The organism is Streptomyces sp. PH10-H1, assembly GCF_030063355.1.
In the GTDB taxonomy this organism is placed as follows: Bacteria; Actinomycetota; Actinomycetes; order Streptomycetales; family Streptomycetaceae; genus Actinacidiphila.
In genome coordinates this window covers 52,532-68,380 of the sequence record NZ_JASISZ010000007.1, presented here as the reverse complement: position 1 = coordinate 68,380, position 15,849 = coordinate 52,532, and the positions used below count along the sequence as shown (strand labels likewise).

General features: G+C 70.5%; 13 protein-coding genes. 11 read left to right on the top strand and 2 right to left on the bottom strand.

Annotated elements, in window-relative coordinates; all coding sequences use genetic code 11:
* Positions 1–120 precede the first annotated feature (120 nt).
* The 4 genes from hutU (at position 121) to hutI (ending at position 5,604) form a co-directional block, all read left to right on the top strand.
* Complete coding sequence (gene hutU, locus QMK24_RS07100; RefSeq protein ID WP_283464351.1) at positions 121–1,803, top strand: urocanate hydratase; 1,683 nt, start codon at positions 121–123, stop codon at positions 1,801–1,803.
* The gene (locus QMK24_RS07095) at positions 1,800–3,005 is read left to right on the top strand and encodes an allantoate amidohydrolase (RefSeq protein ID WP_502962524.1); all 1,206 of its coding nucleotides are present in this window, start codon (positions 1,800–1,802) and stop codon (positions 3,003–3,005) included. The genes hutU and QMK24_RS07095 overlap by 4 nt, the downstream gene beginning before the upstream one ends.
* On the top strand, positions 2,996–4,339 hold the full coding sequence (locus QMK24_RS07090; RefSeq protein WP_283464350.1) for a formimidoylglutamate deiminase: 1,344 nt from the start codon (positions 2,996–2,998) through the stop codon (positions 4,337–4,339). Before QMK24_RS07095 ends, QMK24_RS07090 begins: the two co-directional genes overlap by 10 nt.
* A 92-nt stretch (positions 4,340–4,431) precedes the next feature.
* Complete coding sequence (hutI, locus tag QMK24_RS07085; RefSeq protein ID WP_283464349.1) at positions 4,432–5,604, top strand: imidazolonepropionase; 1,173 nt, start codon at positions 4,432–4,434, stop codon at positions 5,602–5,604.
* A 27-nt stretch (positions 5,605–5,631) separates the two neighbouring features.
* Here hutI and QMK24_RS07080 read toward each other — a convergent pair whose 3' ends face one another.
* Positions 5,632–6,513: an RNA polymerase sigma factor SigF gene (locus tag QMK24_RS07080; protein WP_283464348.1), complete on the bottom strand. Its 882-nt coding sequence runs from the start codon at positions 6,511–6,513 to the stop codon at positions 5,632–5,634.
* A gap of 271 nt (positions 6,514–6,784) precedes the next feature.
* On the opposite strand from QMK24_RS07080, the gene QMK24_RS07075 reads away from it, so the two are divergent.
* The 7 genes from QMK24_RS07075 (at position 6,785) to QMK24_RS07045 (ending at position 13,865) form a co-directional block, all read left to right on the top strand.
* Positions 6,785–7,153, top strand: a complete 369-nt coding sequence (locus QMK24_RS07075; RefSeq protein ID WP_283464347.1) for an STAS domain-containing protein — start codon at positions 6,785–6,787, stop codon at positions 7,151–7,153.
* Positions 7,154–7,276: 123 nt separating this feature from the next.
* A complete protein-coding gene (locus QMK24_RS07070; protein WP_283464345.1) occupies positions 7,277–7,756 on the top strand; it encodes an ATP-binding protein in 480 nt (159 codons plus the stop codon).
* A gap of 116 nt (positions 7,757–7,872) precedes the next feature.
* On the top strand, positions 7,873–8,571 hold the full coding sequence (locus QMK24_RS07065; RefSeq protein WP_283464344.1) for an LPXTG cell wall anchor domain-containing protein: 699 nt from the start codon (positions 7,873–7,875) through the stop codon (positions 8,569–8,571).
* Between the two features lie 235 nt (positions 8,572–8,806).
* On the top strand, positions 8,807–10,141 hold the full coding sequence (locus QMK24_RS07060; protein ID WP_283464343.1) for a beta-xylosidase: 1,335 nt from the start codon (positions 8,807–8,809) through the stop codon (positions 10,139–10,141).
* A 39-nt stretch (positions 10,142–10,180) separates the two neighbouring features.
* Positions 10,181–11,263 carry a WxL protein peptidoglycan domain-containing protein gene (locus QMK24_RS07055; protein WP_283464342.1) on the top strand — a complete coding sequence of 361 codons (1,083 nt, stop codon included), beginning with the start codon at positions 10,181–10,183 and terminating at the stop codon, positions 11,261–11,263.
* Between the two features lie 5 nt (positions 11,264–11,268).
* Positions 11,269–12,483 carry a hypothetical protein gene (locus tag QMK24_RS07050; protein WP_283464456.1) on the top strand — a complete coding sequence of 405 codons (1,215 nt, stop codon included), beginning with the start codon at positions 11,269–11,271 and terminating at the stop codon, positions 12,481–12,483.
* Positions 12,480–13,865: a hypothetical protein gene (locus QMK24_RS07045; protein ID WP_283464341.1), complete on the top strand. Its 1,386-nt coding sequence runs from the start codon at positions 12,480–12,482 to the stop codon at positions 13,863–13,865. The genes QMK24_RS07050 and QMK24_RS07045 overlap by 4 nt, the downstream gene beginning before the upstream one ends.
* Positions 13,866–14,009: 144 nt before the next feature.
* On the opposite strand, the gene QMK24_RS07040 is transcribed toward QMK24_RS07045, so the two are convergent.
* The gene (locus tag QMK24_RS07040; RefSeq protein ID WP_283464340.1) at positions 14,010–15,539 is read right to left on the bottom strand and encodes a peptide MFS transporter; all 1,530 of its coding nucleotides are present in this window, start codon (positions 15,537–15,539) and stop codon (positions 14,010–14,012) included.
* Between the last annotated feature and the right edge of the window lie 310 nt (positions 15,540–15,849).

Genomic DNA, 15,849 nt, shown 5'->3' with positions numbered 1-15,849 from the left:
CACCACGGCCGGCGTGACGCCAGCCTGCCCGGGCCTGCCCTGTTGACTAGACGTATTCATACGGACAATATGTGAATGGAAAAATCCATTGGTGGAGTGAGACAGAGGGAGGCCGGGCCGATGTCGGGACCGAGGATCGTGCGGGCGCCGCGCGGTACGGAACTGAGCACGCAGGGATGGCAGCAGGAAGCCGCGCTGCGGATGCTCCAGAACAACCTCGACCCGGAGGTCGCAGAGCACCCCGAAAAGCTGGTCGTCTACGGCGGCACCGGCAAGGCCGCGCGTGACTGGCGCTCGTTCGACGCAATGGTCCGCACGCTGCAGACGCTGAAGCAGGACGAGACGATGCTCGTCCAGTCCGGCCGTCCCGTCGGCGTGATGCAGACCCACGAGTGGGCGCCGCGCGTGCTCATCGCCAACTCCAACCTGGTCGGCGACTGGGCCAACTGGGAGGAGTTCCGGCGGCTGGAATCGCTGGGTCTGACCATGTACGGGCAGATGACGGCCGGTTCGTGGATCTACATCGGCACCCAGGGCATCCTCCAGGGCACCTACGAGACGTTCGCCGCTGTCGCCGAGAAGCTGCGCAAGCTCGGCAAGGGCGTCGACGGCACGCTGTCGGGGACCATCACCCTGACCGCCGGTCTCGGCGGCATGGGCGGCGCCCAGCCGCTGGCCGTCACCATGAACGGCGGCGTCGCCATCTGTATCGATGTCGACCCGCGCGCGATCGAGCGCCGGATCGAGCACCGCTTCCTCGACGTCAAGGCCGACTCACTCGCCCACGCCCTGCGGCTCGCCACCGAGGCCCGCGACGCACGGCAGCCGCTCTCCATCGGGCTGCTCGGCAACGCCGCCGAACTGCTGCCGCAGATGCTCGCCGAGGGCGCGCCGATCGACATCGTCACGGACCAGACCTCCGCGCACGATCCGCTGGCCTACCTCCCGATCGGCATGGACTTCAACGACATGGCCGCCTACGCGGCCGAGAAGCCGGCGGACTTCACGCTGCGGGCGCGCGAGTCGATGGCCAGGCACGTCGAGGCGATGGTCGGCTTCATGGACGCCGGCGCCGAGGTCTTCGACTACGGCAACTCCATCCGCGGTGAGGCGCAGCTCGCCGGCTACGAGCGGGCGTTCGCGTTCCCCGGCTTCGTACCGGCGTACATCCGGCCGCTGTTCTGCGAGGGCAGGGGCCCGTTCCGCTGGGCGGCACTGTCCGGCGAGGCGTCCGACATCCACAAGACGGACAAGGCGATCCTCGACCTGTTCCCGCAGAACGAGTCGCTGCACCGCTGGATCAAGATGGCGCAGGAGAAGGTCCACTTCCAGGGCCTGCCCGCGCGTATCTGCTGGCTCGGCTACGGCGAGCGCGACAAGGCGGGCGAGCGCTTCAACGACATGGTCGCGAGCGGTGAGCTGGCCGCCCCGATCGTCATCGGGCGTGACCACCTGGACTGCGGCTCGGTGGCCTCGCCGTACCGCGAGACCGAGGCGATGCTCGACGGTTCCGACGCCATCGCCGACTGGCCGCTGCTCAACGCCATGGTGAACGTCGCCTCCGGCGCGTCCTGGGTCTCCATCCACCAAGGCGGCGGCGTCGGTATGGGCCGGTCCCTCCACGCCGGGCAGGTCACGGTCGCGGACGGCACCAAGCTCGCGGGCGAGAAGATCCGCCGCGTGCTGACGAACGACCCGGGCATGGGCGTCATCCGCCACGTCGACGCAGGTTACGACCGGGCCGACGAGGTCGCCGCCGAGCGCGGAGTGCGGGTCCCGATGCGCGAGGGCGACTCCGAGTGAGCTTCCACAGCATGTGGACGGAGCTGCTGCCGATCGGCCGCAGCTCCGTCTCCGGCGGCTACCGCCGCCACGCCTGGACCGGCGCCGACGTGGACTGCCGGGCATGGTTCGAGGCGCAGGCCCGCTCCCGCGGACTCGGCTTCGAGGTGGACCGCAACGGCAACCAGTGGGCGTGGCTCGGCGACCCCACGGCGGGCGACGCGGTCGTCACCGGCTCGCATCTGGACTCGGTGCCGGACGGCGGGGCCTTCGACGGGCCGCTGGGCGTCGTCTCGTCCTTCGCCGCCCTGGACGAACTCCACGCCCGCAAGGCGCAGCCGACCCGTCCGCTGGCCATCGTCAACTTCGGCGACGAGGAGGGCGCCCGCTTCGGTCTGGCCTGCGTCGGCTCGCGGCTGGCGGCGGGGCAGCTGACGCCCGAGAAGGCGCGGGAGCTGGTGGACGCCGACGGCGTCGGCCTCCCGCAGGCCATGGAGAACGCCGGTTACGATCCCGGCGCCATCGGCCCGGACCCGGAGCGGCTCGCCCGCATCGGTGCGTTCGTGGAGCTGCATGTCGAGCAGGGCAGGTCGCTGGACCTGACCGGCGACGCCATCGGCATCGCGTCCTCGATCTGGCCGCACGGCCGCTGGCGGTTCGACTTCCACGGCGAGGCCAACCACGCGGGCACCACCCGTCTGGAGGACCGCCGCGACCCGATGCTCAGCTACGCCGACACGGTGCTCGCCGCCCGCCGGGAGGCCCGGCTCGCCGGGGCGCTGGCGACGTTCGGCAAGGTGAGCGTCGAGCCCAACGGCGTCAACGCCATCGCCTCCCTCGTCCGCGGCTGGCTCGATTCGCGCGCTGCCGACCAGGAGACCCTCGACCGGGTGGTGGCCGGGATCGAGCAGGCCGCTTACGAGCGGGGGGCACGTGACGGCATCGATGTCCGCGTCACCCGTGAGTCGTTCACACCCGTCGTCGAGTTCGAGCACGCGCTGCGCGACGAGGTCGCGAAGCTGCTCGGAGGTGTCGTACCGGTGCTGCCGACCGGCGCGGGACACGACGCGGGGATCCTGTCCGCGAGTGTCCCGACCGCCATGCTGTTCGTACGCAACCCCACCGGCGTCTCGCACTCACCCGCCGAGACCGCCGCCGAGGAGGACTGCCTCGCCGGGGTGACCGCGCTCGCCGACGTACTGGAAGGTCTCGCGTGCAGCTGACGTACTGGACGGAATACGCCTGGCTCGACAACGGAGTCGTCGAGCCGGGCGTGGCGATCGACACGGCGGACGGCCGGATCACCGCCGTAAGGACCGGAGTCGACGCCCCGCCCCCCGGAGCCGTCGCGCTGCGCGGACTCACCCTGCCGGGCCTCGCCAACGCCCACTCGCACGCCTTCCACCGGGCGCTGCGCGGCACCGTGCAGGTCGGGTCCGGAACGTTCTGGACCTGGCGCGAGATCATGTATTCGGTCGCGTCGGAACTCGACCCCGACACGTACTTCGCGCTCGCGCGGGCCGTGTACGCCGAGATGGCGCTGGCCGGCATCACCTGCGTCGGAGAGTTCCACTATCTGCACCACGGGCCGGGCGGTACGCCGTACGACGACCCCAACGCCATGGGCGAGGCGCTCATCGCCGCCGCGGGCGAGGCGGGCATCCGGATCACGCTGCTCGACACGGCCTATCTCTCGTCCGGATTCGGGGCGCCTCCGGAACGGCACCAACTGCGGTTCGCCGACGCGGGCGTGCACGCCTGGGAGGAGCGCGCGAGCGCCCTCAGGAACCGCGACCACGCCCGTATCGGCGCGGCGATCCACTCGGTGCGTGCCGTACCGCCCGCCGGGATCGCCAGGGTCGCCGAGTGGGCGGCGGCGCGGCGCGCCCCGCTGCATGTCCATCTGTCGGAGCAGACGGCCGAGAACGAGGGCTGTCTGAAGGCTCACGGGCGCACGCCGACGCGGCTCCTCGCGGACCACGGGGCGCTGGGCCCGCGCACCTCCGCCGTGCACGCCACCCACCTCACCGCGGAGGACATCCGGCTCCTCGGCGACAGCGGCACGGTCGTCTGCATGTGCCCGACCACCGAACGCGATCTCGCCGACGGCATCGGCCCGGCCCGGCAGGTCCAGCTCGCCGGGAGCGCGCTGTCGCTCGGCAGCGACAGCCACGCGGTCATCGACATCCTCGAAGAGGCCCGCGCGATGGAGCTGAACGAGCGGCTGCGCACCCGTGCCCGCGGGCACTGGACGGCGGCCCAGCTGCTGCGCGCCGCCACCGATGACGGCCACGCCTCGCTGGGCTGGGCCGACGCCGGCCGTATCGAGACCGGCGCGCTCGCCGACCTCACCACCGTCGCCCTCGACTCGGTCCGCACCGCCGGCACGCTGCCGCGGCTCGGCGCGGAGACGGCCGTGTTCGCCGCGACGGCCGCGGACGTACGGCACACCGTGGTGGGCGGACGGCACATCGTCAGGGACGGTACGCATCAGCTGGTGCCGGACGTGCCGGCAGCGCTGGCCGCCGCCATCACCCGCCTGCGCCGTTCTTCCTAGCGCTGCCCGGCCGACCGGCCCCCGACGAACCCGATGAACCCGACGAACCCGACGAACCCGACGAACCGACGAACTCGACGAAGGATCGCGCGATGCCCACGACCGTCATCACCAACATCGGCAGCCTGGTCACGAACGACCCATCCCTCGGCGCAGGACCGCTCGGCCTGGTCGCGGACGCGGCGGTGGTCATGGAGGACGGCCGGATCGCGTGGGTGGGCCCGGCCGGGCGGGCGCCGGCGGCGGACGAGACGTTCGACGCGGGCGGGCGGGCGGTGCTCCCCGGATTCGTCGACTCGCACTCGCACCTGGTGTTCGGGGGCGACCGTACGCAGGAGTTCAACGCCCGGATGTCGGGCACGCCGTACACCGCCGGAGGCATCAGGACCACGGTCGCCGCGACCCGGGCCGCCAGCGATGAGGAACTCGACGCCAACGTGGCCCGCTATGTGGCCGAGGCGCGGCGGCAGGGCACCACGACCATCGAGACGAAGTCCGGCTACGGCCTCACGCCGGAGGACGAGGCACGCAGCCTGCGGATCGCCGGCAGACATACCTCGGAGACGACCTACCTCGGGGCGCACATCGTGCCGCCGGAGTACACGGACGACCCGGCCGGGTACGTCGATCTGGTCACCGGGCCGATGCTGGACGCCTGCGCGCCGCACGCCCGCTGGGTGGACGTCTTCTGCGAGAAGGGGGCGTTCGACGGCGACCAGGCGCGCGCCATCCTCACCGCGGGCGCCCGGCGCGGCCTCGTCCCGCGGGTCCACGCGAACCAGCTCGGCCCCGGCCCCGGGGTGCAGCTGGCGGTCGAGCTGGGGGCGGCGTCCGCCGACCACTGCACCCATCTGACGGACGCGGATGTCGACGCGCTGGCGTCCGGCACCGGCACGGTCGCGACGCTGCTGCCCGGCGCCGAGTTCTCCACCCGCGCCACCTACCCCGACGCCCGGCGCCTGATCGACGCGGGAGCGGTGGTGGCGCTCTCGACGGACTGCAATCCGGGGTCGAGTTTCACCAGTTCGATGCCGTTCTGCATCGCCGTCGCCGTACGCGACATGCGGATGACGCCCGACGAGGCGGTCGCGGCCGCGACGCTCGGGGGAGCGCGGGCGCTGCGCCGCGACGATGTGGGGCACCTCACGCCGGGAGCGCGAGCGGACCTGATGCTGCTCGACGCCCCCAGCCACGTACATCTGGCCTACCGGCCCGGAGTGCCGCTGGTCAGCCGGGTGTGGCAGGGCGGGATCCAAGTGGCCTGACCGGGGTCCCGGCGGCGTGCGGGCCGATCAGTCCTCGACGAGCAGCCCGCGCCGGAGGCGGTCCAGCGTCCGGGAGAGCAGCCGCGAGACGTGCATCTGTGAGATGCCGAGCTCTTCGCCGATCTCCGACTGGGTGAGATTGCCGACGAAGCGCAGCGAGAGGATCGTGCGGTCGCGCGGCGGGAGCTCGGCGATCAGCGGCTTCAGCGACTCGACGTACTCGATGCCCTCGAGGTCGTGGTCCTCGTAGCCGATGCGGTCGGTCAGTGCCCCCTCGGAGTCGTCCTCGTCGGGCTGGGCGTCCAGCGAGCTCGCGGTGTACGCGTTGCTCGCGGCCATGCCCTCGACGACCTCGTCCGGGCTGATCTGCAGCCGCTCGGCCAGTTCGGCCACGTTCGGTGAGCGGTCCAGCTGCTGGGCGAGCTCGTCGCCGGCCCTGGCCAGGTCGAGCCGCAGCTCCTGCAGGCGGCGCGGAACGCGTACCGACCAGCTGGTGTCACGGAAGAAGCGCTTGATCTCGCCGATGATCGTGGGCATCGCGAAGGTGGGGAATTCCACGCCACGGCTGAGTTCGAAGCGGTCGATCGCCTTGATCAGGCCGATCGTGCCGACCTGGACGATGTCCTCCATCGGTTCGCTGCGGGTGCGGAACCGGGAGGCCGCGAACTTCACCAGGGCGAGATTGAGCTCCACGAGGGTGTTGCGGACGTACGAGTACTCGTACGTGCCCTCGTCCAGCGCGTCGAGGCGCCGGAACAGAGTCTTGGACAGGGCACGTGCGTCGACCGGACCCACCGTTTCGAACGGCGGTATCTCGGGGAGCCCCTGCAGCCCCTCCGGCTCCTGTTGGTCAGAGCCGACAGACGGACTTGTCGTCGTCGCGGTTGTCGCGTCGAGCCGGGGTGTCATGCTCTTTCTCCCTCGGTTACGGCATCTGGCTGCCGGTGCCGTGCCTCTACTACGGTGTGCTGCGCCTCCGAGGCGGCCGTTTGCGAATAGGTGTTGTTCAACCCCTACCCCCTTTCACGCTGACAGCGCAACTTCCCGGCGGTTGCCCGAAGGGCACATAACGGGCCCCGGACGGGGCAGTTGCAGGGCAGCCGTGGGGCAGCTTCCGCGTGATTCGCGATGCGCGTAGGGTTCGGAGTGCGTATGACCCAAGATTCCAGGAGGAGCGCACATGGACCGCGGGATGGTCGGTACGGCCGGCCGGGACCGGTTGCAGGTGGACGTGCGACTGCACGGCACGAGCGCCGTTGTCACGCCTGCGGGCGAGCTGGACCATCACACCGCCGAGCTGCTCAGCGAGCCGCTCGAGGCGTGTGTGACCGCGGGCTGCACAAAGCTCGTGGTGGACTGCTCCCAGCTGGAATTCTGTGACTCCACCGGGCTGAACGTGCTGCTCGGTGCCCGGCTGAAGGCCGAGGCGGCCGGTGGCGGGGTGCATCTGACGGGTATGCTGCCGGTTGTCGCTCGTGTGTTCGAGATCACGGGTGCCGAAGCCGTGTTCACCGTCCACGCCACGCTGGACGAGGCATTGCAGGAGTGACGGAAGCGTCGCCGATGGCGGACTCCCACTCCACCCTGTTTCGTAGAGCTCCCGAGGTGTCCTCGGGATTTCGCCGGGCAGGAGACTCCTGAAACTGTCGGACATCGGTGAGGTGAGGCGCTGATGAGCACCACTCGGCCCCACGCGGCGGATGACCGCGAATCGGACCCGGGCGACATTGTCGTGCCCGGGACCGGTTCCACGCGGATCCTGCCGTTGCTGGGTGAGAGTGCCATCGTTCCGCGCGCCCGCGACTTCACTCGTGAGGCGCTCCAGGCCTGGGGCTGGCTGCCGGCCTCCTCGCCGGAACGCCGGGCGGCGGCCGAGGACGTCCTGCTGGTCGTCTCCGAGCTGGTCACCAATGCCTGTCTGCACGCGGACGGCCCCGATGAGCTGCGGCTGGTCCGCGGCCCCAAGGTGCTGCGGCTGGAGGTGGCCGACAGTGGGGCCGGGGAGCCGGCGCCGCGTGTTCCGCACCGTGCGGGCCGGCCCGGCGGGCACGGCATATTCATCGTGCAGCGGCTGTGCACGGACTGGGGTGTCGCACGGCACGCTGAGCGGCCCGGGAAAACCGTGTGGGCCGAACTGGCGGCTCCCGCCTGATTTCCGGCGGATTTCCTCCTCGTCAATTGCTCTTCCCTCTCCAAGATCACGGGCGTACTGTCGGCCGCCGAATCTGATGTGCCGTCAGTAACTTGTGGCGGAAGGGAGAAGAGCCGATGAAACACGTCATGAACAGCGTCCTCAGCAGAACGGCCGCCCGGGGTGGAGTGCTGCTCCTCGCGACGGCGACCGCGGCGGGTGCGGCGCTGCTGGTCGCCCCGGCCGCACACGCCGAAACGGTGGATGTCGCCTACAGCTGTCAGTCGCCGATCGGGAAGAAGGACGCGGTGTCGCCCATCGACATCACCAGCGTCGCCTCCGGATCCGGCTACACAATCACGATGTCCTTCCAGAAGGGTGTCTCGTCCAGCCCGATCGAGCTGGGCAAGGGCGCGATGAACCCGAGCGCGACGATCATCCTCGGCGGTGCGGACTCGGGCTCGGTGTCGGTGGCCGGGGCCCCGAACGGCGCGGCGATCCCCGCCAACACTCCCATCAAGATCAATGACCTGACGGGTACCTACACGCCCAAGAAGTCCGGGAAGGTCACCTTCACGGCCGGGGTGCTCATCATCAAGGCGCTCGGCACCGTCACGACCTGCAACGCGACGAACAGTCCCAAGCCCTCGCTGTCGATGGACGTCAAGGCGGCGGGCGGCGGCAGCGCCACCACCCCGCCCGGCAACGACTCCACGCTGCCGCAGACCGGTCCGGCCGACAGCGCCGTCGCGCTGGGCACCTTCGGCGGCACGGTGCTGCTGGCCGGTGTCGCCGGCGCGCTCTGGCTCACCCGCAGGGCTGCCCGAACCCACTGATCCGGACCCGTGGCACCGACCCTTCGAGCCGGTGCCACGGCCCGGCATGTCCGCTCGCGTGTCCGCTGGCGTGTCCGCCGCCATATCCGCGCTGACCTGCTCGGACACGTTTCTGACGGGTAGTCAAATCTGGTCGGCCACCGCCATTGACTTCTTTCGGCCACCCGGTCTCAATGACCAGCGTCAGCGCAGGGGAACAGGGACGCTGCGCCCGGACTGTGATCAAGGGGACAAGATGATCGCTCACGCGCGAAGATCCATTACGCGGGGACGGAGACTGGCCGCGGTGCTCGGGGCCGCCGCACTCATGGTGGGTGGTGGCGCGGTTCTCGCGGCACCCGCCCAGGCGAGTACTCCGGTGGACTTTCCGACGCACTGCATACCGCCGGCCGTGGCCGGGCTTCCGCCCATCGACGGCACGTCCACCGCGTCCGTCACCGTAGACAACGCGAGCCCGAAGGTCGGTGACACCGTCAAGGTCACCTACACCCTCTCCAAGGCCGCCGCCAGCAACCCGACCGATATCGCGCTGCCCGCCGATGTCGTCACCCCCCGGGCCGTCGTCGTACTGGCCGGAGCGCAGACCGGGACGGTCGCCGTGACCGGCCCCAAGAGCAACCCGCCCATCCCGGGCAAGGGTTCCTTCCCGGCGCTGGTCATGACGGGGAGCTTCACCGCCACCGCGGCCGGGGCCATCACCCTGTCGCCCGGCGACTACACGATCCACACCAGCTACGTCCTGGAGCTGGACACCGTCTGCACGGTCACCAACCCGCCCGCGCCGGTCTCCGAGACCGTCACCGCGAGCCCGGCGACCCAGCCGAACCCGCGCACTCTCGCGCTCGGTTCCGCACAGGGCGACCCGGGTGCCACGGTCGCCGTCACCGGTACCAAGTTCACCGCCGGTGCCAAGGTGACGATCCTCGCGCTGGCCGGGTCCCATCCCACCGGCGACGTGACCACCGCTACCGCTGACGCGCAGGGCGGCTTCTCCGCCCCGCTCGTGGTCAAAGACCTCGCGACCACCGGCATCGTGGCCTTCGAGGGCGTGAGCTACGACCCGGCCACCGCCGCGGGCCCGATCGCGTACAAGGTCAACGACAACACCCCGGTCCCGCCGGGGAGTCAGAAGCTCAACGCTTCGGTCATCCCGGGGACGCTGTCCATGACCCAGGCCGGTGACACCGTGGCGATGACCCCGGTGAACTTCGGTCAGGGCGGTCCCTCGACCGGCGCGCTGCAGACAGTCACCGTCAAGGACTTCCGCGGCGCCGCCGCCGGCTGGTCGCTGACCGGCTCGGTCACCGACTTCAAGGGTCCGGCGGGTGCCGTCATCGGCGCCGACAAGCTCAGCTGGACGCCGTCCTGCACCGCCAAGGCCGGCAGCCTCAGTGCCTGTGCCGCCGGTTCGCCCGGCGCCGTGGGTACGACGGGCGCCACGCTGGCCACTACGCCCAACGGCACCGTGACCGGAGGCGAGTTCACCGCCGGCGCGGGTCTGTCGCTGAACGTGCCGGCCTACTCCGCTCCAGGAACCTATTCCGGAGTCTTGACCCTGACTCTCACCTGACGCACAGTCAGTTGACTCGGACCGAGGGAGATGCCAGACATGTCGAGGGCCAAGGCGTACGCAGTGCTGCTGACGGTCGCCGCGCTGCTCGGCATCGGCCTCGGTCCCGCGGCAGGACCGGCCGGCGCCGCGGACAACGGGCGCTGGTCGGTCTTCCCCGCCCCCGCGGGCGGGGCGAAGGACAGGACGAGCACCAGCCAGGAACGTCAGTTCTTCACCCTGGAGGCGGGCCCGGGGACCACCGTGAAGGACAAGGTCTCGGTCTCCAACCTCTCCGACGCGCCCATGACCTTCAAGATCTACGGCGCCGACGCCTACAACACCCCGCGCGACGGCGGCTTCGCCGTCCGCGGTCCCGAGGAGACCAACAAGGACATCGGCACCTGGGTGAAGCTCGCACAGGGCAGTCTCACCGTGCCGCCCAGGACCCGCGCCGACATCCCGTTCACCCTCACCGTCCCCGACACCGCCGCCCCCGGGGACCATCCCGGCGCGATCGTCGCCCTCAACACCGAGACCGACAAGAGCAAGGGCAACGTCGCGGTCGGCGTACGGCGGGCCGTCGGGGCCCGGATCTACCTCCGGGTGAGCGGGCCCAGCCTCCCCGCGCTGTCCGTCGAGAACGTCCGTATCGACCACGGCCAGCCCTGGCTGCCCGGCACCGGCGCGAGCAACGCCACCATCCACTACACCCTCGTCAACCGCGGCAACGTCTCCCTGCTGCCGCGCCTGCGGCTCAAGGCCACCGGGCTGTTCGGCAGCACCCTGCTGGACCGCCAGGCCAAGGGACTGCCGCTGGAGCTGCTGCCCGGCCAGCAGGTCGAACTGACCGAGAAATGGGCCGGGGCGCCGCAGTTCGACCGGGTGAGCGTGAAACTGACCGTCACCACCGACCGGGGCGAGCTGAACGAGACCGGCAGCGCCTCGTTCTACGCCGTCCCGTGGCTCGCCGTCGGAGTGCTGCTCGCCGGACTCGCGCTCCTGTCCGCCTGGTTCACCGTCCGGCGCCGCAGGAACCGTCCGCCGCGGTCACCGGAGGAAGCTCCGGAGGGCGCAGCGGAGGAGACAACGGCCGGCGTGACAAGCGTGACAAGCGTGGGAAGCAGGGGCGGACAGGCGTGAGCACGATGCACAGGGAACGACTCCGGGCGCTGGCGGCCGCCGTGCTCGCCGCGGGGCTGCTCGTACTGTCCGCGCTCACCGCGCAGCCCGCGCGCGCGACGGTCCTGACACCATCGGCGGATCAGAAACCCGCGGTGGCGCTCTCCCCGCAACAGGCCAAGCCCGGCGCGGAGATCACCGTCACCGGGCGGGGCTGGAAGCCGGCCACGCTGCTCACCCTGCTGGTCTGCGGCCAGAACGCGATCGGCGGCACCAACTCCTGCTCCAACGAGTCCGGCCGGGCGGTCACCACCGACGCCAAGGGCGGCTTCACCCAGAAGCTATTGGCCGCCGCACCGCCCAAGCCCTGCCCCTGCGTGGTGCATGTCGCGACGGTGATGGGCGACTCCGTCTCCGTCGACGCGCCCTTCGTCGTCACCGGACACCCGGTCGCCGATCGGCCGCAGCCGGCCGGCGGCGGGCGGCTCGCGGTGCTCACGGCCAGGCTTGAGGGGAGCAGCGGTCTGCTCAACTGGTTCGGCTCACCGCCGCAGCGCCAACTCGTCTTCACCGTCGGCAATCTCGGCTCGGCGCCGACCAAGGACCCGGTGTTCCAGGTCGGTGTCTCGCACGGGGTCTTCGCGCCGCAGTGGGAGGAGCAGCAGTGGCGCGGCAGTGTGGCGCCGGGCATGAAGCAGCAGATCAAGCTGCCCGTCGAGCTGGCCTCCGGTGCGCACGGCGACTACAAGGTCCAGCTCAAGTACGGCGGCAAGGTGCTCGTCACCGAACCGTGGGACGTCGGCCGGCCGTGGGGCATCACCCTCTTCTGGATCCTGCTGTGCGTGGTCGTCCCGGCCGCGGTCTTCCGTATCGGCATGGCCGTGGTCGACAAGGCGCGCCCGCGGCTGCCCGGCACGATCTATGCCTCCGGCCGTCGCCGCAAGGCCCCTTGTCGGCCCGCCGCGCTGTTCCACCTGCCCGCGCCACGGCGGTCGCCGCCCCCGAAGCCGTCGCCCAACGGCGCGCACCCGCCGGACTCCCGTCCGGCGGACGACACGGGGGCCCTGCCCTGGTTCAGCCAGGGCACCCTGCCGGCCGCACCGGCATCCCCACCGGTTGCCACACCGGCATCCGCACCGACTCCCGCATCCGCACCGACTCCCGCACCCCCACCGACTCCCGCACCCCCACCGGCATCCGCACCGAGTACCGAACGTCCACCTTCGAAGGGAAGCACGTGACGAATCGACCAACGCGACCGCGGAGGAGCAGGACCGCGACCGCGGTCAGTCTCGCGCTCATGCTCGGCGGCGGCTCGGCGCTGCTGATCGCGGCACCCGCGCAGGCCGCCGTGTCCTCATTCGCGACCAAGTGCATACCGCCGAAGATCGCGAACCTGCCCGACATCAACGGGACCACCAAGGCGGACGTCACCGCGCCCGCGACCGCCAAGGTCGGCGACACCATCGACGTGACATGGAAGATGGTGCAGGCCGCCTCGGAGAACCCCGGCGTCGCCGATCTGCCCGCCAACTCGGTCCTGCCCACCGGCAAGGTCACGATCGGCGGCGCGCAGACCGGGTCGCTGGACGTCGCCGGCACGCGGACGAACCCCCCGATCCCCAAGAACAGCCCCATGGTGCTGTCCGACATGAAGGGCAAGCTCAAGCTGACCGCCGCCGGTGACGTCACCCTGTCGCCCGGCGCGTACAACATCAACGCCAACTACATCATGTCGACCGACACCGCCTGCGCGCCGACCGCCGGCGTCCCGGTCGCGGTAACCATCAAGGTGACGGGCAGCGGCGGCACGGGCGGTACGACGACGTCCGGTGGCACGACGACCTCCGGCGGAACGACGAGCGCTGGTGGCACGACCGCGTCGGGCGGCACCACGGCCTCCGGCGGTACAACCTCCGGCGGCACGACGGCCTCCGGAGGAACGACCGGCGGCACCACGACCTCCGGCGGCACGACGGGAGGGAGCGGTGAGCCCAACGGCACCGTCCACAAGGGCACCACGGTCTCCGTACCCGTCGACTGCGGGACGTTCGGCAAGCCGACCGCCAAGATCGCCATCGACGCCACCAAGAGCAGCGGGGGCTACGACCTCGCGGTGAAGTTCATCGGCAGCGTCATGAATTCCCCCGCGCCCTTCCCCAAGGGCTTCATCACTCCGAGCATGGCCGTCAAGGTCGGCGGCGCCGACTCCGGCACGGTCGCCGTCACCGGCCCGCCCAACACCCAGGCGGTCACCGCGAACTCCCCGGTCACCCTCGATGATCTGAAGGGCACGTATTCGCCGGGTAAGACCGGCAAGGTGACGCTCACTCCCGGCGCCATCGTCATCAAGCTCACCGATGGCGGAACCACGGTCGCCACCTGCACTCCGACCAAGGCCGTCGACGCCTCGCTCACCCTCGACATCAAGGAGAAGGGCAGCAGCGGCGGCGTCTCCGGCGGCACCACCGGCGACAACAACTCGGCCACCTCCGGCGGCCTCGCCAACACCGGCGCCGAGAACGACGGCTCCCTGCGGGCCCTCGGCCTCGTCGCGGGCACCGTCCTCCTCATCGGCGGCGCCGTCTTCACCTTCACTCCCTGGCGCAAGCTGCGCCACTGACCGCACACAGCAGGCACGGCAGGCACAACACGTACAGCGGGCACGACACGCACCTCGCTCGCGGGCGTGACAGCGCCCGCGACATGACGAGGCCCGGTGACCGTACGGTCACCGGGCCTCATCAGGCGTGCGCGGGGAGGGACGTCAGCGGACGTCGCCCATCAGCGCGACGACCTTCTTGCGGTACATCCACACGGCCAGGCCGGCGACGACGGCGAGGGCGGCCTCCAGGCCGACCATGCCGGTCCCGTTCAGGTCCACACCCGCGATCGACAGCAGGCTGGTGGTGCAGTCGCCCGCGGTGACCGCGAGGAACCAGACCCCCATCATCTGGCTGCCGTACTTGGCCGGAGCCATCTTGGTGGTGACCGAGAGGCCGACCGGGGAGAGGCAGAGCTCACCGATGGTCTGGATCATGTAGATCGAGACCAGCCACATCGGGCTGACCTTCGTGCCGTCCGAGGCCAGTCCCATCGGGACGACGAAGACGAAGAACGAGGCGCCGATGAGGAACAGGCCCATGGCGAACTTCACCGTGGTGCTGGGTTCGCGGTTCTTCTTCGACAGCCAGATCCAGCCCCAGGCGATGACCGGAGCCAGCGCCATGACGAACAGCGGGTTCACCGACTGGAACCACGAGGACGGGAAGTCGAAGCCGAACAGAGCGCCCTGCGTCTTCGTGTCGCCGAAGATCGACATGGTCGATCCGCCCTGGTCGTAGATCATCCAGAAGACGGCGGCGGCAACGAAGAACCAGATGTAGCCGCTCATCTTGGACTGTTCGGGGGCCGACAGATCCTTGTCGCGCTTTATGCGCACCAGGACGCCGACCGGGATCACCAGACCGATGACGGTGATCGGGACCAGCGCCCAGTTGAGCGTGTAGTGGCCGCTGAGGACGACCACGCCGTAGAAGGCCACGGCCGCGAGCAGCCACATCAGGCCCTTGTGCAGGGTCGCGTCGCGCTCCGCGGTCGTCAGCGGCTTGGGGACGACGCTGCTGCGCTCGCTCAGGTGACGGGTGCCGAGCAGGAACTGGACCAGGCCCAGCGCCATGCCGACCGCGGCGAGGGCGAAGCCCAGGTGCCAGCTGTAGTTCTGGCCGACGGTGCCGATGGCCAGCGGGGCGAAGAAGGCACCCATGTTGATGCCCATGTAGAAGACGGTGAAGCCGCCGTCGCGACGCGGGTCGTCCGGCCCGTCGTAGAGGTGGCCGACCATCGTCGAGATGTTCGCCTTGAGCAGGCCGGAGCCGAGGGCGACCAGTCCGAGGCCGGCGAAGAACGTCGCCTGGCCGGGGATCGCCAGTGTCAGGTGGCCGGCCATGATGATGCCGGCCGCGATGGCGACCGTCTTGCGCGGTCCCCAGACCCGGTCTCCGAACCAGCCGCCCGGCATGGCGAGCAGGTACACCATCGCCATGTAGATGGAGTAGATGGCGATGGCCGTGGCCCCGGTCATCGCGAGGCCGCCTCCCTGGCCGCCCTTGTCGGCGGCGGGACCGCCGGCGATCAGGTAGAGCGGGAGAAGGGCCTTCATGCCGTAGAAGCTGAAACGCTCCCACATCTCGGTCATGAAGAGAGTGGCCAGGCCGCGGGGGTGGCCGAAGAAGGTCTTGCCGCCCGGTACAGGGGTCTCCTGCGGGGCGGCGTCCTTCGTCAGGCTGGACGCCATGGTCGATCCTTGTTCGCTCGGGACGCGCGACGGAACAGTCCGCGCGCCCGGTGGGGGGTGGCCGGCACCGGCACGCTATGGGGGCGTGCCGGGATCCACGCCCGCCGCGCGGTCTTGCGCGGCGGACCCGGCCGTCAGGTCAGTCACTCTCGCTGGTTTGCACCAGCCCCGTCACAGAAGAGGCCTTCGGCGCGGGTTGCGCGCAGAAGGTCCCAGAGTGCTGCTACGGGCGATTCAATACTTTATGACAGCCGAACACGTGTTATAGGGCGTCTTGAGACCTACCTCACAGGGCTGTTGGCACCGCTAC

Excerpts from the sequence above, each read along its gene's own strand:
- QMK24_RS07050 (WP_283464456.1), top strand. The coding sequence starts at position 11,269 with ATGCACAGGGAACGACTCCGGGCGCTGGCGGCCGCCGTGCTCGCCGCG.
- QMK24_RS07065 (WP_283464344.1), top strand. The coding sequence starts at position 7,873 with ATGAAACACGTCATGAACAGCGTCCTCAGCAGAACGGCCGCCCGGGGT.
- hutI (WP_283464349.1), top strand. The coding sequence starts at position 4,432 with ATGCCCACGACCGTCATCACCAACATCGGCAGCCTGGTCACGAACGAC.
- QMK24_RS07040 (WP_283464340.1), bottom strand. The coding sequence starts at position 15,539 with ATGGCGTCCAGCCTGACGAAGGACGCCGCCCCGCAGGAGACCCCTGTA.
- QMK24_RS07055 (WP_283464342.1), top strand. The coding sequence starts at position 10,181 with ATGTCGAGGGCCAAGGCGTACGCAGTGCTGCTGACGGTCGCCGCGCTG.
- QMK24_RS07080 (WP_283464348.1), bottom strand. The coding sequence starts at position 6,513 with ATGACACCCCGGCTCGACGCGACAACCGCGACGACGACAAGTCCGTCT.
- hutU (WP_283464351.1), top strand. The coding sequence starts at position 121 with ATGTCGGGACCGAGGATCGTGCGGGCGCCGCGCGGTACGGAACTGAGC.
- QMK24_RS07060 (WP_283464343.1), top strand. The coding sequence starts at position 8,807 with ATGATCGCTCACGCGCGAAGATCCATTACGCGGGGACGGAGACTGGCC.
- QMK24_RS07075 (WP_283464347.1), top strand. The coding sequence starts at position 6,785 with ATGGACCGCGGGATGGTCGGTACGGCCGGCCGGGACCGGTTGCAGGTG.
- QMK24_RS07070 (WP_283464345.1), top strand. The coding sequence starts at position 7,277 with ATGAGCACCACTCGGCCCCACGCGGCGGATGACCGCGAATCGGACCCG.